The following is a 20,837-nucleotide window of genomic DNA, read 5'->3' on the forward strand; positions in this document are numbered from 1 at the left end:
CCGGCCCGGGGTGCCCCGCAATATGGCAAGCAGGGCACCCCAAAAGATATGATCAACTAATATCGCTCACTCGAATATCCGAGCCTTTCGATATTCTTATAGAATCTCTTGTCATTTGTAATGATCGGCAGTCCATCCTGAATCGCCGAATGCAAGACCGAAGCGTCGTCGTCGGCAATCATCGGATTGAAGGACTTACCCGTCCACATGCCCCTGAGGCGAGCCTGGAGTGAAGCAACGCCTTCGCTGGTGGAAGCCGGTCCCATGCGTCCTCCCCGCTCCGACAACCAGCTACCAATGGCATCTGCCGAGTGCCCACCTTCGAGTAGTTCACGATGAGCAGTCGGTGAAAGTACCGGGGCACGCCCCGCCAACGCGGCATCAACTTCAGCGGTCTTTGCACCGGAGAGAGCATCCGTCACAGCATTCGTGTCGACTGCCACCTCGCCGCAATTGTGAACCAGGACTGGAGTAGCCCCCGCGAGCACATAGTACGCGTGGATGTCGGTGACGGTGAGGTCGTGCGTCCGCTGCCGTTTGTCGAAGTGGCGGTTGGCCGTGAGTTCGACCGTGGCGCCGGACGGGGTGCGCAGCTTCATGCCGGGTTCGAGATCGCCGGCCTTGATCCACTCCTGCTCGGACTCGACCCAGAACGGGTGAGTGGTCGTGGCGACCAGAACCTCTGCTTTGCCCGATACCGACTTCACCGTGAGGTCGGAGAAGTGCTTGTCATCCTCGGTGACGATGGTGCCCGCGACTTCGTGGACCGTGGACTTACCGGTCTTGGAGTCGGTGGTGACGACCTTGTCGCCGAGTGCGACCTTCTCGATGGGCTTGGTGCTGCCGCCGGCGAGGAGGACCTTTGTGCCTGGCAGGAAGCTGTGGCACTCAGGCTCGGACTTCTTGCTCTTCTTCAGAGCCGCCGCGGCCTTCTTTCTGGCCTCCGCCAGCTTCTCCGTGGCCTTTGCCAGCCCCATTCTGGCCTTGCCCAGCGCCTTGTTCGCCTTGAAGAGGCTCGTCGCGCCGCCGACCAGGTCCTTGACGAGCCCGGCTACCCGCTTGACGAGTTTGATGCCCTTGGCCCACTTCCACGGGGCCCCGTACTTGGCGAGGATCTTGCCCGCGAGGCCGCCCGCGAAGCTGCCGGCGATGTTGAGGAGGGTCTCGCCACAGGCCCCGACGTCACCGCTGGAAATGCAGTCCAGGGCCGCGTCCACGCCCAGGATGTCGCGGGCGATCTTGATCAGCGCCTTGCCCGCCGATTTGATGCGCTTCTTGGCTGTCGACTGCTGGCTCTGAGCCTGGCTGACCGCCTGCTTCGCCTCGTTGACCTTCGTCTCTTCGGGCGCGCACAGCGGGTCACAACCGGCCGTGCAGGAGATCCCCGCGAAAAGGCCGCACGACGACAGCTGGCCGCTCGGGTCGGCCTCTGTGACCGGCGAGTTATTGGCGTAGGCGTAGCCGTTGATCTGCTGCGGCTGGGTGTAGTCGATGATCGGGTCGACCGAGATGAACTTGCCGATCGTCGCGTCGTACTCCCGCGCCCCCAGATGAGTCAGGCCGGTCGAGGTGTCGATCGTGCCGCCGACGAACCCCCTCTCGCCCGGCCAGGGGCCGAGCTTCTCCCCACGCTCGACGCCGTAGGGGTCGAAGCGGCGCTGGGAGATCGCCCCGGTCGCGGAGTCGATCGCCATCTCGCCCGTGCCGTGGTGGTCCGAGGCGACGAAGGACACCTTCGCAGCCGTGCGGACCGCGACGGTCTGACCTGCGTACTCGTAGTAGCGCGTGGCCTCCTTCTTGGTGCCGTCCGCCGACAGTTTCAGTTCCGTGCCGGGCAGATAGACCGTCGTGCCGGTGGTGTCCTTGCGTACGAGACGGTTGCCGGAGTCGTCGTACAGGTAGCTCGTCTTCGAGCCGTTCGCCTCGGTGACCTCGCTGACCTTGCCCTGGTCGTTCCAGAGGACGGACTGCGCGTTGCCGCCGATGGTGCGCTTGGTGGTGTTGCCGGAGTCGTCGTACTCGTACGAGGACTGCTTGTCTCCGGTCGGGGTCTTCTCGGTGACTTTGGTGACCTGGTGCGGCCCGTCGCCGAGGGTGCCCGCGCCGCCGTATGTGTAGCTGCGCGTGATGTTCTTCGCCGCGTTCAGACCGATGTCGTGGATGGTTTCCGCGGTGCGGTTGCCGATGGCGTCGGTCTCGTACGACTTCCAGTACGGGGCCGGACCGCCCAGTGCGCTCGAACCGGCTGCCGCGTCACATGCGGTCGGGCCGGTGCCGTCCACCGGGGTGGTGGAGCCGCGGGTGCCGGAGCCGGCCGCGGTCGTCGCGGTGGCCGCCGGGGTCCAGGCGTCCTGAAGGCGCTGACGACTGTCGTAGGCGAAGCACTGCACGTCCGGCGCGGCCGAATTGGCCGTGTCCGCGATCGACAGGACGTTGCCCGCCTGGTCGTAGGAGTACTTCGCGTCCCTCGCCGGGGCTGTCGCACCGTAGACGTCGACCACCGAGCGGGTCAGCCGGTCGGTTCCCGTCTCGTAGCCGAAGGTCTGCCAGACCTTCTTGCCGCTGCCACCCGTGGACAGTTCCAGCTGTTGGAGCTGACTGGTTCTGGAGTACACGGTGTTGGTGACGTACGAGGTGCTGCCCGTCATGGTGCTCGGACGCTGGAGCGCGTCGTACGTGTAGGTCAGCGCCTCCGCCGGCAGGTCGCCGATGGCAGGGAGGCCGGTGCTCTGGAGCGTGCCGTCCCGGTTGTAGGTGGAGGTGTAGACATACGTGCCGGCAAGGGAATCCTGCGAGGCCGGGACCTGATACGCGGTCTTCAACGGACGGTAGAACTCGTCCATCGACTGGACGGCGGTGGCGAAGTAATCCGTCGGCGACGTGTAGCTCAGGAAGCCGTAAGCCTGGCCCAGCCAGCCGGCCTTGTCGTACTTTGTCTCGCTCAGCTTGGTACCGGTTTCGGCGTCGCCCTGCCAGGTCGAGAGCACACGGCCGAGCTTGTCGTAGACCGTGGACGTCTTCTTGTTGCGCCCGTCGTACGAGGCGACCGGCCGGTCCAGCTCGTCGTACTCCGTACGGGAAGTCCCAGCATCGGGGTCGACGCTCAGTTTCTTGCGGCCCAGCTGGTCGTACTCATAACGCCACACGTTGTTCTTGGCGTCGGTGACGGTCTCCAGCAAACCCGCCGTGTTGTAGGTGTACTTGGTCGAGTCGTACGGCACGCCTGCGGCCGGGGAGGCACCGCGGTAGTGGCGGATCTCTGAGAGGTTGCCGGCGCTGTCCGTGATCGTCGTGCTGGGCACTCCACCGACCGGCGGGTCGACGTTCGTCAGCTCACCGTCGTAGGTCGTCGTGGTGCGCCACTGCTCCGCACCGCTGACCGCGAAGATCTGGGCGGTCGGCCGGCCCAGGCCGTCGTACTGGGTCAGGTTCTGCGCCCCGACCTCACTGTTACTCACGAGCCGCAGCTCGTCCGAGGCCGCGCCGGCCGCGTTGTATGTGGCGTTGGTCTTCTTGGTGTTGCCGGTCGCGTCGTAGAACGTGTCGGCGACCATGCGGGTGCCGTCCAGACCCTCGGTCTGGATCTGGCGGGGCCGCAGCATGCTGTCGTACAACTGGTACTCGGCGCCGTAGGTACCGTCGTTCTCGATCTTCTCCGTCTTGATCGCGGTGACCTTGTCCTTGCGGACGTTGTACGAATACTTGATGCTCGGTGTCTGGGTCGTGGCCCGGTCCGCCAGCCACACCGAGGTCAGGCGGCCCAGCGCGTCGTAAGCAAGGTCGGTGCGCTTGCCGTTCGGGTCGGTCTGCCCCGCCGACATACCCCAGGCCTGGGCGTAGTCCGTGATCGTGTTGTGGCCGAGCGCGTTGGTGACCGTCGTTCTCGACAGCAGGCCGTTGGTCTCGGCGTAGACCGTCTTCGTCGCGTCGGACGTTCCGTACTGCTTGGCGTCCTGCTGTGACTTCGGACGGCCGTAGTCGTCGTAGGTGGTGGCACCGGTGACCTGGTACGTCGCCGTCGTGCCGTTGTGCGCGGTCAGCTGCTCGGTCTTGGTCGCGTCGCCCTTCGTGGGCGCCGCGCCGAACGCGCCACCGTCGTACGAGGTACGCTCGTCCGCCAGAACCTGCGTCTTGCGGTCAGGCGTCGTCGCGCACTTCACGGACACGACCTCGCTGCGCGCGGGCAGCGACAGGATGTTCTTCGCCGTGTTGTCCGCATACGTGGTGCGGGTGCAGGTGTCGTCCTTGGCGATGGAGACGTCGCCCTGGTCGTCGACAATCAGTACGCGGCCGGTGCCGTTCGCCGTGTCGTACGTCGTCGTGGACTTCGTCTCGCTCCACGTGCCGTCGGACTTCATGCTGAAGCCGCGGGCCGTCTGAGACTTCACGATCGCGGCGCGGGTGGTGCCCCAGCTCCTGGTCTGGGTGGCCGTGTAGTGCTTCCACGGGGTGTCGATGGTCTTGGAGACCAGCTTGTCGCCGTCGTAGGTAGCCGTCTCCAGCTGGTGGCCGGTGAATTCCTCGGCGTCCGCGTAGGAGGCCCCGGTGGAGTCCTTGACCGTCACCGAGCGGGCGTTGCCGGTGGAGTCCTTGTCGCCGTCCATGCCCTGCATGTACGTGTAGTCCACACGGGTGGTCTGCTTGTCTGAGCTGCCGCTGGTGACCTTGACCTTCCCGTAGCCCTGCCAGCCGCCCCACGTCAGGTACTTCTCGTCCGTGATGCCGTCCGGCTTCGCCTTACGCCAGGCCGCGTCGCCCTGGTAGTCGTAACGCGTCACCATCGAGTCGCTGCCACCGGTGCGGTCGGTCTCGATCACCGCCGACACCACGTACTTGTGGAACCAGTCCGTGATCGGTTCGACGTACCCCGGCGGAGCCCACTTCACCGGGTAACAGCGCTTGGTCGACTCACCCGGCTTCGGCAACGAGGCCTTCGCGCAATCCACCGGCGCGTAGGTGACATCGAGCTGGGCGCCCGTCTCGCTGAGCACCATCGACAGCCGGAAACGGTGGAACGGGGCGATGTTGTCCCCGATCGCGTCCACCCGGTTGGCCAACTGCTCGCCGAAAAGCTCCACCGATGGCAGCTTCACGGTGGTCCCAGCGCGGCCCTCATGGTCGATCTTCGACAGCCACAGCGTCTTGGAGTCGTCGCCGTTGTCTGTGAACAGGTGCGTGAGGGTCCAGGCGTCCACATCCGAGTAGTTTGTGGCGTCCTTGCGCATCTGCGTGACGATCGACGTCAACCGCTTCGTCGTGAAGAACGTCTGCACGGGCGAGGTGCACTTCGTGCCCGACTTGCACTCCTGGTCTACCGGCACATCCGGCCAATAGGTGGCATTCGCCTTCGTGCGCTTGCTCTCCGCACAGTCGAAGCCGGCTGTCGGCAGGCAGCGCTCGGCGGTGTTGAAGACGACCCGCGCCGGGGCCTTCGCCGCGTACACCTTGGTGTCCTGCTGACCGTAGTCGATGCGCTTGAGCCAGCCGCCGCGGTGGTACATGGTGCCGTTGGCGTCCGTCTTGCCGTTGAGTGCGTAGTAGTTCGTCTCACGGTCGTAGAAGTAGGACATCACGTTGCCGTGTGTGTCCTTGACATAGTCCAGACTCCAACGCCACGCCTGTTGGCAGTACGCGCTCGTGAAAGTCGCGTTGTAGCAGGGCTCACCCGAGTCATCGCCGAAGACCGGCGCCGTCCACACCGAGTTCGTCTCCTCGTTGCCGGTGGCCCATCCCGGCAGACGATTCAGACCGAAGGAGTACTCCGTGCCCTCGGGGGTCGTGATCTTCCAGTGCTCGCCCTTGTCGTCCGAGCTGCCGTCGTCGCCGTTGGTAGCGCCGGTGAGCTGCTCGACCTTCGTACCGTTGTCCGACGACAGGTGCCACTTACCGGTCGTGTCGTCCTTGACCAGCTCGCCGGAGCTGCCGTTGAGCATGATCGTGGCGTTGTCGAACGCCCAGCACTGCTCGCCCGAGCTGTCATGACCGTCCTCGGAGCACGGCTTGTAGCGGCGCTCGATGTAGCCGGGGTCGTAAGAGAAGCCCTCGCCGATCCATGAGCCCTGGTTGTTGGTGGTCGAGGTGCGGCCGTCCGCCGACTGGGAGGAGTATTCGAGGCCCACGGTCGGCGTCAGGCCGCCCGGGGTCGGAACGGAGTTCAGGGGGTAACTCCAGCTGAACCCGCCAGAAGAAGGGGCGACGCTCCAACTCGCCGACGGAGACAGAGCCGTCGCCTTGTACGTGCCCTGCGCGCTCGACGGGCCGGCGGCCACCGCGACCAGGGAGGTCGCGGTGTCGGCCATCGTCGAGACGCCCTCGGCGGGAGCCGGGGCGGCCGTCACGTCGGCGGAGACTGTGCCCGACTTCACGTCGTTCACCGTCTGCAGCACCTTCGGCTGCTCCGGACACGCCTTGCTGCCCGGAGTCGCGACCGTGGCACAGGCGGGGAGCTGGACCAGCTGGAGGCGTGAGGCGTAGGAGCCGCCGAAGCCCTCGGCGAACTCCGAATAGTCCACCGTCAGCCGGACCTTCGCGGCTTCGTCCACTCCGTCGGCGCGTTCGACGCCGAGGAGCACGCCGGCGCCGAGTTGCCCGGCACGCTTCGGGTCGAGGACGTCGACACGCACCTTCTCGGTTGCCTCGGACGCCCTGACGCCCTTCGCGGCCTTGAGCGCCTTGCCGACCTTGACCGGCAGGCCGCCGGCCTCGGTCGAGCCGACCGCGCTCACGGTCACCTCGGCGCCGCCCTGTTTGGGCCATACCGCCTTGTCGAGTCCCTTGACCGCGGCCTTGCGCGCGGGGTCGGAGGGGCGGGACTTCGCTTTCGCGTCGGATCCCTTGGCGGGATCCCCGTCGTCCTGGACGCCGGGGCGGCTGGTGCGGCCCCGGTCGCCGTCGTCGAGCGCCAATGCCTGGACCGACGACGCGGGCAGCGCGAGCGTGAGCCCGAGCACTGTCGCGACGATCGTCGATCTGGGCATGCGGCGGCTCAGTGAGCGGCCACGGATGAACATTCGGCTACTTCCTGATCGGGAGAACGTCATGAGGGGTGGGCGAAGAAACGAGGCAGGCCAGGCACGCCGGGTCCACAAACGGACCCGGCGTACTGCGGACGTGACGGTCCGTCACATATCCGATACGGCTATCAGCGCGGCCATCTGCTGCACCGCGATCTGGTCGGCCGCCCCGGTGTAGACGCGGACCTCGTCGATCGCGCCGGCGAAGAACTCGCTCGCCCCGCGCAGTGATCGGCCAATCTGGAGGCCGCCGGTGGCGGACCACAGGGTGTCGTCCGTGCCGTAGGCGCCCGCGACGAGCTGGCCCTCGACATACAGCCGGATCGAGTTGGCGAAGGAGTCGTAGACGACCGCCAGGTGCTGGCCGGAGCCGCCGGTGTCGGGCAGTTCCTGGTCGTCGGTGAAGGTGACGACCTCGGGTGCGGCCACGTCCGACTTGGCGACCGCCAGTTCCCACTGACCGGTCGTCGCCTGGTAGCGGACCTGGATCCGGTTGGTGTTGGCGCCCGGCAAGGACAGCACCGTCTGTGACTTCGCCGGGTTCAGCGAGGTGAGCTGGGCACGGGCTGTCACGGTGAAGCTGGTGTTGCCGGTGACCGGGGCGGCGGCGGTGGAGGCGTAGTCCCCGTCGCCATCCAGGACCAGGTTGCCCCCGCCGACCAGGGCGGCGGTGTCGAACACGTCGGCCGGACGGTAGATGGAGGCGTTGCCCGCCAGGGTCAGCGCCTGGCCGCCGCCGGTCTCGGTCACCGAGCCGTTGGTGGCCTCGTCGAGCTGCCAGTAGCCCTTGCGCACCGGCTTGACGGTCATCAGCTCGGTGACCTCGGCCGCCGAGAGGACCCGGTCGAAGACGCGTACCTCGGCGAGATCACCCGTGAAGTTGTCGCGGTAGCCGCTCTTGGCCGTGGCGCGGCCGATCTGCAGCGGACCGTACGACTTCCAGGTGGAGCGCCGCGCGGCGGAGCCCTTCAGATCCTTGTTGACGTAGAGCTGGAGCTGCGGGCCGGTGCTCTTCTGCGCGTCGTACACGCCCGTCAGCAGCACCCACTGGTCCTTGACCACGCTCAGGCCGGTGGAGACGGCCTTCCACTCGCCGAGCGAGTCCACGTCGTTGACCGGCACGGAGAACTTCCAGGTCTGCGCGGATGCGTCGTAGCCGAAGGCGAAGCCGGGTTCGCCGGTGCCGTCCTGGCTGATCACCGCCATGTTCTTGTTCAGCGCGGTGGGCCGCACCCACGCGCTGACGCTGAAGCTCTTGGCGGTGTCGAGCACGGTCTCGCTGACATCGAGATAGGACTCGGCGGTGCCGTCGAAGTGGGCGGCCTTGTCGGCCTTCCCGCCGGGGCCGTCCGCGCCGAAAGTGACTGCGCTGCCTGCGGTCGCGGAGTAGTCGCCACTCTCGTCGTGCGCTTCGCCGCCCGCCTCGTCTGCGAGGTTCCATTGGCCGACGACCGGCCGGCCCTCGGCCACCAGGAAGTCGTAGGAGTTGCTGCTGGCGTGCGCCGCCTTGTCGATGGCGATCACCTCGAGCACGTGCCGTCCGGCACGGGTCGGCACCCACTGCGCGGAGACGGATCCACCCCCGGTGGTCGGCGTGAGGGTGGTCAGCGCGGCGCCGTCGAAGGAGTACTGGTACCTGACGACGTCGGTGTCCGCGATGGAGTCGTTCGGGTTGGGCGCGAAGGTGAAGGTGCCGTAGGTGCCCACGCCGTCGTGGTAGACGGTGTCCGACGGGTACTGCTTGGACAGCACGAGCGGCTTGCCCGGCCAGGTCTTGTCGTACATGAACTCGCAGCGCTGGGCAGTGTCGCCGTCCGAACTCCACGGGCCGTCGCCGTCGCCGTCATTGGCGCGTGCGCTCCAGTAGATGACGGTGTCGTGGGGGATGGACGACTTGACGGTGTGCTCGAACTTGGTGTTGGCCGTCGGGGAGAGCGCGTCCTTCGTGATGTAGGTGTATGAGCCCGGGGTGCTCCCGCCCCATTCGATCTTGAACTCGACCTTGACCTTGTCGGTCTGGCCGTTGCCGTGGTCCGGGTCGCTGGCGATGGCCCGCAGCTTCGGCGGAGAGTCGACGGTGGGACGGCTCGCGCCCCACTTGCACGCGCCACCGGGGTCGGTGGACATGTCGGAGGTCTTGATCTGCCGCGGCAGGTTGTTGTACGAGATGGACAGGTACGCGTTGCCGCAGATCCGCTTCCACCCGGCGAAGCGGGACTCGTCCGCCGCGCGCAGGCCCAGCGTCATCGAGTTCCAGCCGCCGGCCGCTCCCGTCTTGATCTCGCTGGTCAGCTCGCCGGTCTTGCCGCTCTCGAAGTGCAGGTTGGCCTGGCTGGAGCAGGAGGTCGGGGAGATCGCCTTGTCGACGGTCTGCAGATAGTCGTCCCAGTCGTCCGAGGTATTGGACCAGTTGCTGGACGAGTTGATCGTGTGGTTCTGTCCGCCGATCCGGTAGAGCTGGATGGGCTCGGCGGTCGGAGAGGCACTGTAGATGTGCTCGACCCGGGCGGAGAACGTCGCGCCCAGGATCTGCTTCCCCTTGTAGAAGGAGAGCGGCATCGTGAACATCACCCGGCGGGTGCCGACGCCGTTGCAGGAGACCGGGTTGTAGTCGGTGGGGCACTTGCCCACGCCCGCACTGCCCGAGTACTTCCAGTCCTGCTCACTGGGCATCCCCGACATCACGCCGGTCCAGGCGGTGCGCGAGGTGGTGCGCTGGATCGGGTCGATGACGACCGGGAAGACGGTGTCCGCGCTCTTCAGGAACTTCTGGTCGGGGACGAGGCTCAGCTTGCCCTTGCCGATCTCGACGCCGAGCTGGGCAACGCGTCCACCGCCGCCGGGGCCTTCGAGGGCCGGCTCGGGGGCCGTCTCGGGGCCTGGGGCGGCGGCCGCGGTCTCGTCGGAGCCGGCCGCGGCGGCCTTCAGCGCCTTGGCGACGGCCTGGGGCCCCTGCTTCTTCGTCGCGGCCTCCGCCACGGCGGCCGAGTCCCACATGGAGGGCTTGCCCGCCTGGAAGACCGTGCCGCCGACGACGGAGTCCTCCGCGAGGATCGCCCCGCTCGCGTCCTCCGTGACCTTAAGACCGTCGGTCGCCATGCCCAGGTCGAGCTGGGCCAGCCTCGGATCGGCCGCCGCCTCCGGCGTCTTGATGACCAGCAGGTGACCGAAACCGTCGGCCTCGGCACGCACGCTGAGATCGACACCGGGCAGGGCGTCGACGTAGGTGGCCGTCTCCCCTTCCACCGTCGGCGCGGGCAGCGTGCCGTACGGCCAGGTCAGGGCGAACGCACGGCCCGCGCGCTGCATCGTCACGAAGGGCTTTCCCGCCTGACCGTCGGAGAAGGCCAGGCCGACGGTGGTGGCCTTCGGCCCCCAGCTCCCGTCGGCCCGCTTCACCAGCGTGGCATCGATGTCGACCCACTTGCCGGCCTGCACAGTACGCACGGGCTCGGTGTACTCGCGGGCCGTGAAGGTGCCTTCGGGCTCCGCGAAGATCTCACGGCGCTCGGTGCGCAGGCCGACGACCTCGGTCTTCTTGCCGCTGTCCTGCGCGGCGGCCATGGCTTGCTGCTCGGTCGTCATCGGCTGGCCGGCGGCAACCGTCGACTGGTCCGCGCCTCCCCCCTCGCCCGGTAGGGCCGCCAGGCCGCCGGCCACCACCGTCGCGGTGACTGCGGCCGCGACGGCGGCACGCAGCAGTACGCCACGCCGTATCGGTCTCTGTGTGTCTGCGGACACGCGTCCACTCTCCCGTTGCGTCAGTCTGTTGCGTCAAAGGGGCGCCACCGGCGGGGTATACGGCCTCACGCGGGCGTGCCACCGGTGCTCTGCGCCTGGTTCTGCACCGGCCGAGCGCCGTGCCCGAGGTGCGGGCCGGCGACCGGCCGTGGAGAGGCGATCAGTTGACGACGGCTCCGAAGGCGACGCCGGTCGCGGGGATGCCGCCCTCGCCGGGCCTGATCGTCTGGGTCGCGGCGCCGCCGGAGGCCACGTTCCACGGGAAGCCGTAGACCGCACGGGTCTCCGCCGGGCCGTAGGGCATCCCGACGTACAGCAGCGAGGGGGTGGCGGCCAGTGAGATGCCGGTGAGCATGCGCGGCGCGGGGGTGGAGCCGACGCCGTAGCCGGGGTCGATCCACTGGTCCGAGGCTCCGGGCGCGCCGACCAGCGGGACGATCTGAACGCCGCCCTTCTCCGCGTACTCCTCGGTCGACTCCTCGCCGGGCACGCCGATCGCGAGCCGGGTGGTGGTGGCCGTGGAGGTGGCATTCGGGGAGGAGTTGACGGCGGCGAGCCGCTTGCCGAAGAAGTCGCCGGCTTCGGCCTCCTGGCCCACGTCCGCGGTGTTCTGGTCGATCCAGGCGGTCTCGGTGAAGGTGCCGTTCGCAGCGAGCTTGAAGACCTGGACGGCGCCGGCGTCGACGGTCGTCGCCAGGTCCTCGCCCGGCACGCCCACCGCGAGCAGTGACTCGGTGGTGGAGGTGGCGCCGGAGGCACGGTACGGGACCATGGCGAGCGCGGCGCCGAACTGGTCGCCGACCTCTTTGTCGTCGGAGATCACGTCCTGGTCCTGGCCGAGGCCGCCCAGCGGCTTCGGGGAGTTGGAGGTGAGTACGTGGCTGAAGAAACCCACGCCGCCGGCGAAGGTCGCGGTCCCGAGGGCTTCGCCGGGCGTGCCGACGGCGAAGTGCGTCGGGGTCGCGGCGATCGAGGACCCGAAGCGGTCGTCGCGTTCGGCAGTGCCTGCCACGGCGCCGGCGACGTCGGTGTCCTGACTGACGAAGGCGACGGTCTGCGCGGTGCCGCTGATGTAGTAGAAGGCGCCCGCGTCCTCGACGGTGCCGATCGACTCGCCGGGGTCACCGATCAACAGGTAGGGCGTGCCGACCGAGGTCTTCCCGGCGGCCACCGCGTACCCGACCCAGTCCTCGGTCTCCGGGCCGCCGCCCAGCGGACTGTCGCTGCCCTGGTAGAACTCCTTGACGACTTTGGTGCCGGCGTTGAGTCCGCTCGGGGAGCCGTACACGACGTGCACGAGCCCGGAGTCGGCCACCGTGCCGATGTCCTCGTAGGGCGTGCCGATCACCAGGTCGCTGCAGCCGTCGAGGTCGGCGTCGTAGACGGCCAGCGAGTCGCCGTACCGGTCGCCCGTCTCGGGCGCTCCCGGGATGCCGTCAAGGGCCTGCGAGAGGGTGAGGACGCCCTTGCCTGCGCCGTAGACGATGTGCACCTCGCCCGCCTTGGCCACACCGCCCACGGTGGCCTCCGGGTCGGCCACTGCCGTGTCCCTGGCCCCGTCCCCGTTGAAGTCCGACTCGCCCCCCGAGGGACACGCGACGGCGGCCACCGCCGGCGTTCCACCGCTCACGCCGATGCCCCAGGCCAGCAGCGCCCCTGCCAGAACGACGACGGAGGTGTACCGCCGTGCCGTCCTTGGGTTTTTCATCCGTAACAAAGTCGCCCCGTAGATAAAGAGAAGCTAAAGAAAAGTCAAGAGATCGTCTCCTTGAGTGACGTGGGCATGCAATAGGCATCACGCACAACAGGGCATGACATGAATCACACACATTTCACACATCACGTTCACAGGTTTTGGTATGGGTCCGGCGACGAGCCCGCCAGCGAACTGACGGGCCCCTGCACGCGGAAGGGCCCCAATTCCCGGGCCGCGTCAGTTCATGGTCGCGCCGATGGTGGTGCTGCCCGTCGTCAGGAACGTGGTGGCGGGCAAAGTGCCGCTGGAGCTGCGGGCGTTGTACGTCGTCGAGGCGTCCGTCGACTTGAAGGCGGGGGTGCTGATCCCGCTGTCCCAGTTGTTGCCGGACGAGGTGACCTTGGAGCCCTTGCTCACCGAGCCGCCGCCGTTGCTCACCGCGAGGTTCTTGCCGAGCTTGGCGGAGCTGGTGGCGAAGTAGTAGCCCCACTTGCTGTTGGCGTAGGCGGTGGTGCGGTTGATGACGATCGCGCCGGTGTTGGAGTTCTCGGTGAACCCGTTGCCGGCGTTGCCCCAGGCGGCGGAGTTGTTGATGACGTGCGCGACGACCTCGCCGTCGCCGCCCAGCTTGTAGCCGTTGCCGTCGCCCGCGAAGGCGGAGTCGGACCAGCGGTTGACGCCGTTGCCCATGGACCAGGTGTGCTCCACGGTGACGGGCGAGGAGAAGGACCAGAAGTCGATCCCGTCGTCCGAGTTGTTGTAGAGGCGGGCGCCGGTGATGAGGTTGCCGGTGCCGGAGCCGAACTTCACGGCGATGCCGTCGGCGTTCTCGCCATGGTTCGCGGCGTCGTAGTTGCCGTAGGAGTCGATGTTCTTGACGGTGTTGTTCACGGTCCCGTCGCCGGTGAGCGTGAAGCCGGAGTCGCCGCCGTTGATGGTCTTGATGTTGTTCCAGACCGTCCCGGTGCAGGACTGGCAGACGACCGCGCTGTCCGGGGAGTTCTGGAAGGTGAGGTTGGAGACGTTCCAGTAGTCGGCGGTCAGCTTGAAGATCCAGTCGCCGGCGGGGAGCGACGAGCCGTCGATCTTCACGGTCTCCGAGCCGTACGCGGTGAGCGTGACCGGCGCGGAGGAGCTGCCGTTGGCCGTGGACTGGAGGGTGGCCGTCGGGTAGTAGGTGCCGCCTCGGACCTGGATGACGGTGCCGGCGGTGGCGTTCTTGATGGCGTTGGACAGGTCGGTCGAGTTGCTGACGACGACCGTCGCGGCCTGGGCCTGGGTGGGGAGAACGGCGATGCCGGAGCCGAGGGCGAGGGCGGCCGTGGCGATGAGAGCGGTACGACGAGACATGGAGTGCGGGTCCCTTCTCGTGCGGGTGGGGGATGGTTCAGAGGACGGCGTCGAGCCAGCCGAAGACCTCGTCCTGCATGCGGTCGACGAAGACGTGGCCGAGGTCGGGCCAGGTCTTCAGGTGCAACCGCTCCTCGGCGTGGCGGGAGTGCCAGACGGCGCGCAATTTGTCGTACGCGACCTGGACGCCGTCGGCGGGGAACAGCGGGTCGAGCCCGCCGTTGAAGAAGAGCATCGGCCTGGGGGCGGCGATGCTCGCCACGTCGGGGAAGTCGAGGAACCGGGGCAGCCCCGGGTGGAGCATGTAGTAACTGGACTGCCCGCGCAGGGTGTTGTTGCCGGGCACCATCATTTCCTTGAGGCCGGTCATCCAGCAGACGGCTGCCGTGGCCTTGACGGTGTCGGTGAGTGCGGCGGTCTGCCAGGCGCGGTAGGCGCCCATGGAGAAGCCGACAGCCGCGACCCTCCTGGCGTCGACCCTTTTCAGTCCGGCCAGGAACCCGGCGGCGCGGGCGTCCTCGCGGGCCATGAGCCCCGCGAGCGAGGAGCCGAGGTTGTAGAAGTTGGAGGCGAGGGCCTGCTGTTGTTCGTAGGTGATCGGCCCGCGGTCACCCCAGCCGAGCGCGTCCGCGCACAGGACGACATAGCCGCGCCGGGCCAGCTCGTCGCCGACGAACCGGCCGCTGAAGTACTTGTCCGCCCAGGTCTGCGCGGAGGCGAGGCGGGTGTCGTCGTACCAGGGCCGGACCAGTTTCTCCTTGCCGATGTCGAACTTCGCCCCGTGATCGTGGAGCAGCAGCACGGCGGGGAACGGCCCGGGGCCGTGCGGGGTGAGCAGGGCGGCGCGGACGCGTTCGTGACGGGTGAGGGAGAGGGTGACCGACTCCCGTGTGTAGCCGTCGCCTTGTGGGCCCAGGTCGAATTGGGCGTCGTACGGCGTCCCGTCCTCACGGTCGACGAGGAGGTGCTCCTCGACCGTGGCACGGGCTGTCCGCCGCCAGGCCCGGAAGTCCCGGATCGGCGAAGTCCCCCAAGCGAGGGGAAAGTTCAGCTCCTTCTTCAGCACCGGGTAAAAGTCGGGCAGCGGGCCGTCCACGACCCCGGCTTCCGCGGGACTCACCGCTCCCCCGGCCAGCACGGCCGCTCCGGCGCCCACCACGAACGCCCGTCGGCCCACCGGGTCACCGGCGTTCATAGGGCCTCCAGTCCCCGAGATACGTGCGCCGGGTGTGCGCGGCGGCCTCTTCGGCGGTCAGCTGGGGCCGGTTGCCGGGGACGGAAATCACCGCGCCGGGGCCGGAGTTGGCGTACTCCCGAAAGCGCATGGTCTGCCAGGGATAGGCCTCGCGCATGTTGGTGTAGGGCGCGACCGGGTCGATCCCGGGCCCGATCAGGCTGTTCCGCACGACGAGGAACGGCCAGGCGGTCGTCTCGTACGACGGCACCCAGGGCCGTGCCAGCTTGTACGCCGCGTCCTCGGCCCCGGAGGTGATGCGGGAGCGGACGGCGAGGATGCCGTAGGGGTTGGCGCGGGCGGTGGAGGGGGCGAAGACCATGCCCTTGGGGGTGAAGCCGACGTCCCGCTGGAGGGTGTGGAAGTGGCACTCCTCGAAGACGGCGGTGGCCCGGCCGAAGACGAAGTCGACGTCGCCCTCGATGTAACAGCGGCGGAAGTACTGCCGGTCGAAGGCGGTGAGCGCGGTCGTCTCGACGAAGAGGGTGTCCTGGTGGGCCAGGAGGCGGACGTTCTCGAAGTGGGTGCGGTCGCCGTAGGTGTAGGCGGCGACCGCCTGGGTGCCGGTGATGTCGGGGTGGTCGGCGCGCAGCCAGTCGTTGGCGAGGGTGAGGTCCCGGACGGTGAGGCCGGGGGCCGCGGAGGTGAAGGTGGCGGAGCCGGCGGTGCCGTAGGTGCCTGAACCGTCGGGCTTCTGGGTGCCGTTGGCATTGTTGAAGACGATGACCGCGGCACGGGGGTCGGGGACGGCACCCCGTACGGTCAACTCCGCCTTGTCCGCGGGGATGTTGACGACCTCGCGATAGGTGCCCGGGTGCACGACGATCGTCCAGCCGGGGCCGGCGACCGCGTCGACGGCCGCCTGGATGGAGTCGCCGGGGCGGACGTGGAGGACGCGGTGACCTCCGGTGGCGAAGGCGGGGGCCGCTCCGGCCACGGCGAGCCCGAGACCGGCCCCGAGGAGGGTGCGCCTGCGCATCAGCACGTCTCCTTCCAGGGGCGCCAGTCGCCGAGGTAGGCCTCCCTGGTCGCCGACTCGGCCTGTTCCCGGGTGAGTTGGGGCCGGTTCTCCGGGACGGTGATCCTGGCGCCGGGGCCGGTGTTCCGGTACTCGGCGAAGCGCTGGTTCTGCCAGGGGAAGGCGTCCGACATGTTGGTGTAGGGGGCGGCCGCGTCGATCCCGGTGCCCAGCCAGGTGTCCCGCACCACGAGCGCGGGCCGGGCGGTGGTGTCGGAGCTCGGCACCCACGGGCGGGCCAGCTTGTAGAAGGCGTCGGGTGCTTCGCTGCTGACGCGGCTCCTGGTGACGAGGTAGCCGCGCGGGTTGGCACCCGCCGTGGAGGGCGCGAAGACGAAGCCGTACGGCGCCGCCGCCAGGTCGGTCCGGTTCAGGGTCCGGAAGTGGCAGTTCTCGTAGACGGCCGTGGCCCGCCCGAAGACGAAGTCGACGTCGCCCTCGGCATAGCAGTGCGAGAAGTACTGGCGGGCGAAGGAGGTGAGGGCGATCGAGTCGGCGTAGAGGGTGTCCTGGTGGCCGAGGAAGCGGCAGTGGTGGAAGGCGGAGCGGTCGCCCTGGACCTTGATGGCGACGGCCTGGGTGCCGGTGATGCCGGGGTGGTCGGCGCGCAGCCAGTCGTTGGCGAAGGTGATCCAGCGGGCGGTGAAGCCGTCGGCCTGGACCGTGGTGGTGGCGGATCCGGTGGTGCCGTAGGTGCCACCGCCGGGCTTGGGGGTGCCGGCCGCGTTGTCGTACACGATCACGACGTCCCGGGGATCCTCGGAGGCGCCGATCCAGGTCGCCTCGGTGCGGGTGACGTCGACGGCGACGGTCTCCCGGTAGGTGCCGGGGGCGAGGACCAGGGTCCAGCCGCTGCCGGTGGCGGCGGTGACGGCGTCCTTGACGGTGGTGTGGTCGCCGCGGCCCTTCGGGTCGACGTAGAGGGTCTGCGGGGTGAGCCGGGCGGCCGGTGATCCGAAGCGGCCGAACGGGCGCCTGGCGCCGGCGTGCGCGGGGGCCGGCGCGAGGGCGAGCGCGGCCGCCGCTCCGGTGCTCGCGAGCAGGAATCCCCTTCTGGACAGGGGGAGTCGGGTGTCGTGCGAGGGCATGCGGGTGCTCCTTGGACATGCGACACAAGGGTGAGGTGGGTGGCCGGGGCGGCCGCTGGATTCCGCCCCGGCCGGTCAAGGGGGTGGTGTCAGCAGACGCGCCCGGCGCCCGCGCCGCGGTCGACGATCCCGGGCACCTTCTTGGCCGGGTCGACCTTGGTGCGCAGGGTGGGCGTCCAGCCGGCGCCGGACTCCAGGGTCTCGGCGGGGATCTCGGCGTTGTGGACGGCGATCAGGTCGGTGGGCTTGCCGTTGACGTAGTTGTCGGCGGCGGTGAGCGGGGAGACGTTCCACCGCTTGAGCACCTTGGCCGCGCTGATCCCCGCCGGCAGCGTGAACGCGTTGTGCTCGGCGACGAGTTGGGACTCCTTGCCGATGCCGAAGCTGTAGGCGTAGTCGTCGTTCGCCACGAAGTGGTTGTTGTAGGAGTCGACCTGGCCGAAGCGGACCCGGGGCGCGCGCTCGACGAGGTTCGAGAACAGGTTGTGGTGGAAGGTGACCTTGAGCTTGCCCCGGTCCCCCGCCGCCGTGGACTCGCTGTCGCTGTTGCCGATCAGGATCGTCTTGTCGTGCTCGGTGAAGACGTTCCAGGAGGCGGTGACGTAGTTCGCGCCGCGGACGATGTCCAGTTCGCCGTCGTGCTGCTGGTAGAGCATGCCGAAGTAGGTCGGCGCGGCGCTGTCGGGGTGGCTGCCGTCGGTGAAGGTGTTGTGGTCCAGCCACACATGGGTGGACCCGTAGACGACGGCGGTGTCGTACTCGGAGTTCCAGTTGCCCTTGGCACCGTCGGTCGGGTCCCACTGCGGGAAGCAGTCGATGGGGCTCTCGAAGGTGAGGTTGCGGACGATGACGTTGTCGACGGCCTTGATCTGCAGGCTCGCGCCCTTGAACCCGGCGTTCTTGCCGACCCCGATGATCGTGGTGTTGGCGGGCACGTTCGCCTTGATGGTCTGGTCCTGCTGGGCGGCGGAGACGCGGCGCAGTCCCTCGGGGCTGTCGTCGGGCTCGGCGCTCAGGTCGGTGTCCAGGCCCCAGGCCTCGGGCGAGTACTTCGCCAGGTAGGCGTCGAAGTCGTACCCGGGCGCCGCGAGGGAGTCACAGCCCTCGGAGACCGCGTCGATGACCCCCTTCACCTTGATGATCTTCGGTGCGGTCCCGCCCGCGGCGAGGGCGGCCTTGAAGCCGGCCCAGTCGGTGACGGTGTAGACGTGGGCGGCGTCGGCGGCCGCGCCTCCGGTGGTGCCGGTGCCGTCGGAGGCCCAGCCGTCGCCGCCGGCGAGGGTCTCGCGGGCGGTGTCATGGCCCTGGGCCTGGGCGGTGGGTCCGGTGACCGCGAGGACCAGGGCGGAACAACCCGCCACGGCCATCACCCTTGTAATGACATGCTCATGCCATCTCTGTGCGTTCATGGTGCGGCTCTCTTTCGACAACGAAGAAGGAGTGGTCAGACGGTGGCCGACGACGGCCAGGTGATCCAGGACTCCGGGATCTCGGCATCGAGCCGGCGCACGTCCCGGGGCGCCAGCACGCGGTGCCGCAGCAGCTCACCGGCGACGAGCCGGGCCACGGCTATGGCACCCGGCGGATTGAAGTGCGTGTTGTCCTGCTCGGTAGCGGTCCAGTTGAAGTACCGCTTGGTCTCCTCGACCCCGAGCTTCTGCCACAGCGCGAGCGACAGGGCCTGGATGTCGAGCAGCGCGACCCCCTCCTCGCCGGCGAGCGCCCGCATCGCCGCCGGGTAGTCGCCGTGGGTCGGCACCGCGTTGCCGGAGGCGTCGAACTTCCGCCGCTCGACCGAGGTGGCCAGCACGGGCCGGGCACCACGGGCGCGGGCACCGTCGATGTACAGGCGCAGATAGTCCTGGTACGTCGTCCAGGGCTCGGTGTAGCGGGCGGGGTCAGCGGTCTTCTCGTCGTTGTGTCCGAACTGGATCAGCAGGAAGTCGCCCGGCCGAATGACGCCGAGAATGACATCGAGCCGTCCCTCGTCGACGAAGGACTTCGAACTCCGCCCGTTCACCGCGTGATTGGCGACCCGCCGGTCCTTGTGCAGAAAGAAGGGGAGCGCCATGCCCCACCCGGTCTCGGGCGCGGCGTCGGCGTATTTCTGGGCGGCGGTGGAATCACCGGCGATGAAGAGGGTGCGGTTTCCCACGGCATGTGAATTGCCGGCTGCGCTGAAAGCGAGGGGCACGGACCCCAGGGCCGCTACGGTGATTTGTCTACGGGTAAGTGACATTTCAGGTACACCATCCCAACTCCAGGGGCGCGGGGAACTGCGCGACCAGCCACGACGAACGCGCAGCTCCCCACGACCGCATTCACCCGAGTTCTTAGCCGTTCTGTTCCTTCCACTCGGCCTGAGCCTTGTTCAGCTGGTCGGCCATGGTGTCCAGGAAGTCCTTCGCACTCATGTCACCCAGCAGCACCTTCTGGAAGTTCGGCTCGTTGTCCGCCTTGGAGATGGTGTTCCAGTCGGGCAGGTAGTACGGCAGCTGGACGATGGTCGTGGAACCGTCGGTCAGCGCGGCGGCGGCCAGCTTCGTGGGCTCGGCCTCCGAGATCCAGGCGTCCTTGGCGGCGTCGTTGTTCGACGGCACCTGCCCGGCGGCCTTGTTGAACTTCGAGTTCTCCGCGGCCGAGGTCGCGAACTCGATGAACTTCCACGCGGCGTCCTTGTTCTTCGAGCTCTTGAACACCCCCATCCCGTCCACGGGGTTGGACACCTGCACCCGCTTGCCGGAGGCGCCGATCGGCTGCGGAATGCCCCGGAACTTGTCGACCCCGAGCGCCTTCACGTGGTCCTGGTACGACCCCAGGTTGTGGTTCAGCATCCCGATCGTGCCGGAGTCCCACTGGGCGACCATCTTGGTGAAGTCGTTGTTGAGGTCGGCCGCCGGAGTGACCTTCTTGTACAGCGCCGCGTACTTCTCCAGCCCGGCCACGTTCTTCGGGTCGTTGACGGTGGTCTTGTCGCCGTTCCAGAACGAGGTGATCCCGCTCTGCCCGTACATCGCGTCCAGGGCCTGGGCGATGGACCCGGCGCCGCCGCGGATGGTGTAACCGAACTCGTTCTTCTTGGCGTCGGTGAGCTTGTCCGCGGCCTCGTAGAACTTGTCCCAGGTGGTCGGCTCGTCGAGGCCCGCCTTCTTGAACAGGTCGGTCCGGTAGTACAGCACGCCGTTGTTGGCGGAGGTCGGGATCGAGTACAGCGTGCCGTCCCCGCCCCCCGCCGCCTTCAGCACGCCGACCATGTCCTCGTTGAGCTTGCCGTTCAGGGAGGACTTGGAGAGCCGGCTGTCCAGCGGCTCCAGCGCGTTCTGCGCGGAGAAGCCGGCGAGCATGGCCGCGCCGACACCGCCGACGTCCGGCAGGCCGCCGCCCTGGATGGCGGTGTCGACCTTGGACTGGTACTCGGTGGAGGCGATGCCGACGTACTGGACCTTGATGTCCGGGTTCGCCTTCTGGAAGTCGGCGATGATCTCCTTCCAGATGTCGGTGCGCACACCGCCGTTGTTGTCCCAGAAGACGATCTTGCCCTTGCCGCTGCCCTCGTCTCCCTTGTCACCGCCGGACCCGCTGCCGTCGTCACCGCAGGCGGTGGCGGTCAGCGCCAGGACGGACCCGAGGGCGACGGCTATGGCAGCGCGCCTGCTTCTGCGGATACTGATCTTCATTGATCGGCTCTCTTCTTCTT

The 20,837-nt window shown here is 68.1% G+C and carries 10 protein-coding genes; all 10 read right to left on the bottom strand.

All coding sequences use genetic code 11. The features are described 5' to 3' along the window. Nucleotides 1-56: 56 nt before the first annotated feature. Nucleotides 57-6,977 (bottom strand): polymorphic toxin-type HINT domain-containing protein, encoded by a 6,921-nt coding sequence (locus ACIBJB_RS31130; protein WP_398935395.1) that lies wholly within the window; start codon nt 6,975-6,977, stop codon nt 57-59. 144 nt (nt 6,978-7,121) lie between these two features. Further along, nucleotides 7,122-10,754, bottom strand: a complete 3,633-nt coding sequence (locus ACIBJB_RS31135; protein ID WP_398935397.1) for a LamG domain-containing protein — start codon at nt 10,752-10,754, stop codon at nt 7,122-7,124. A 160-nt stretch (nt 10,755-10,914) separates the two neighbouring features. Continuing rightward, on the bottom strand, nt 10,915-12,462 hold the full coding sequence (locus ACIBJB_RS31140) for a VCBS repeat-containing protein (protein WP_398935399.1): 1,548 nt from the start codon (nt 12,460-12,462) through the stop codon (nt 10,915-10,917). 225 nt (nt 12,463-12,687) lie between these two features. Then, entirely contained in the window at nt 12,688-13,800 is a 1,113-nt protein-coding gene (locus tag ACIBJB_RS31145; protein WP_398935402.1) for a chondroitinase-B domain-containing protein, read from the bottom strand. A gap of 37 nt (nt 13,801-13,837) precedes the next feature. After that, nucleotides 13,838-14,995, bottom strand: a complete 1,158-nt coding sequence (locus ACIBJB_RS31150) for a dienelactone hydrolase family protein (protein ID WP_398935404.1) — start codon at nt 14,993-14,995, stop codon at nt 13,838-13,840. Continuing rightward, nucleotides 14,982-16,013, bottom strand: a complete 1,032-nt coding sequence (locus tag ACIBJB_RS31155) for a pectinesterase family protein (RefSeq protein WP_398935406.1) — start codon at nt 16,011-16,013, stop codon at nt 14,982-14,984. Before ACIBJB_RS31155 ends, ACIBJB_RS31150 begins: the two co-directional genes overlap by 14 nt. Then, nucleotides 16,013-17,140: a pectinesterase family protein gene (locus tag ACIBJB_RS31160; protein ID WP_398935408.1), complete on the bottom strand. Its 1,128-nt coding sequence runs from the start codon at nt 17,138-17,140 to the stop codon at nt 16,013-16,015. Before ACIBJB_RS31160 ends, ACIBJB_RS31155 begins: the two co-directional genes overlap by 1 nt. Nucleotides 17,141-17,229: 89 nt before the next feature. Then, a complete protein-coding gene (locus ACIBJB_RS31165) occupies nt 17,230-18,549 on the bottom strand; it encodes a polysaccharide lyase family 1 protein (RefSeq protein ID WP_398935410.1) in 1,320 nt (439 codons plus the stop codon). A 35-nt stretch (nt 18,550-18,584) separates the two neighbouring features. After that, nucleotides 18,585-19,379 (bottom strand): rhamnogalacturonan acetylesterase, encoded by a 795-nt coding sequence (locus ACIBJB_RS31170; protein WP_398935412.1) that lies wholly within the window; start codon nt 19,377-19,379, stop codon nt 18,585-18,587. A 94-nt stretch (nt 19,380-19,473) separates the two neighbouring features. Next, on the bottom strand, nt 19,474-20,817 hold the full coding sequence (locus ACIBJB_RS31175; RefSeq protein WP_398935414.1) for an ABC transporter substrate-binding protein: 1,344 nt from the start codon (nt 20,815-20,817) through the stop codon (nt 19,474-19,476). Nucleotides 20,818-20,837: the final 20 nt, after the last annotated feature.

Origin of the sequence: Streptomyces sp. NPDC050759 (assembly GCF_044456945.1) — a bacterium.
GTDB lineage: Bacteria > Actinomycetota > Actinomycetes > Streptomycetales > Streptomycetaceae > Streptomyces.

What these genes read in the sequence shown, in the direction of transcription:
- ACIBJB_RS31130 (WP_398935395.1), bottom strand. Translation starts at nt 6,977, where the DNA reads ATGCCCAGATCGACGATCGTCGCGACAGTGCTCGGGCTCACGCTCGCG.
- ACIBJB_RS31140 (WP_398935399.1), bottom strand. Translation starts at nt 12,462, where the DNA reads ATGAAAAACCCAAGGACGGCACGGCGGTACACCTCCGTCGTCGTTCTG.
- ACIBJB_RS31145 (WP_398935402.1), bottom strand. Translation starts at nt 13,800, where the DNA reads ATGTCTCGTCGTACCGCTCTCATCGCCACGGCCGCCCTCGCCCTCGGC.
- ACIBJB_RS31150 (WP_398935404.1), bottom strand. Translation starts at nt 14,995, where the DNA reads ATGAACGCCGGTGACCCGGTGGGCCGACGGGCGTTCGTGGTGGGCGCC.
- ACIBJB_RS31155 (WP_398935406.1), bottom strand. Translation starts at nt 16,013, where the DNA reads ATGCGCAGGCGCACCCTCCTCGGGGCCGGTCTCGGGCTCGCCGTGGCC.
- ACIBJB_RS31160 (WP_398935408.1), bottom strand. Translation starts at nt 17,140, where the DNA reads ATGCCCTCGCACGACACCCGACTCCCCCTGTCCAGAAGGGGATTCCTG.
- ACIBJB_RS31165 (WP_398935410.1), bottom strand. Translation starts at nt 18,549, where the DNA reads ATGAACGCACAGAGATGGCATGAGCATGTCATTACAAGGGTGATGGCC.
- ACIBJB_RS31170 (WP_398935412.1), bottom strand. Translation starts at nt 19,379, where the DNA reads ATGTCACTTACCCGTAGACAAATCACCGTAGCGGCCCTGGGGTCCGTG.
- ACIBJB_RS31175 (WP_398935414.1), bottom strand. Translation starts at nt 20,817, where the DNA reads ATGAAGATCAGTATCCGCAGAAGCAGGCGCGCTGCCATAGCCGTCGCC.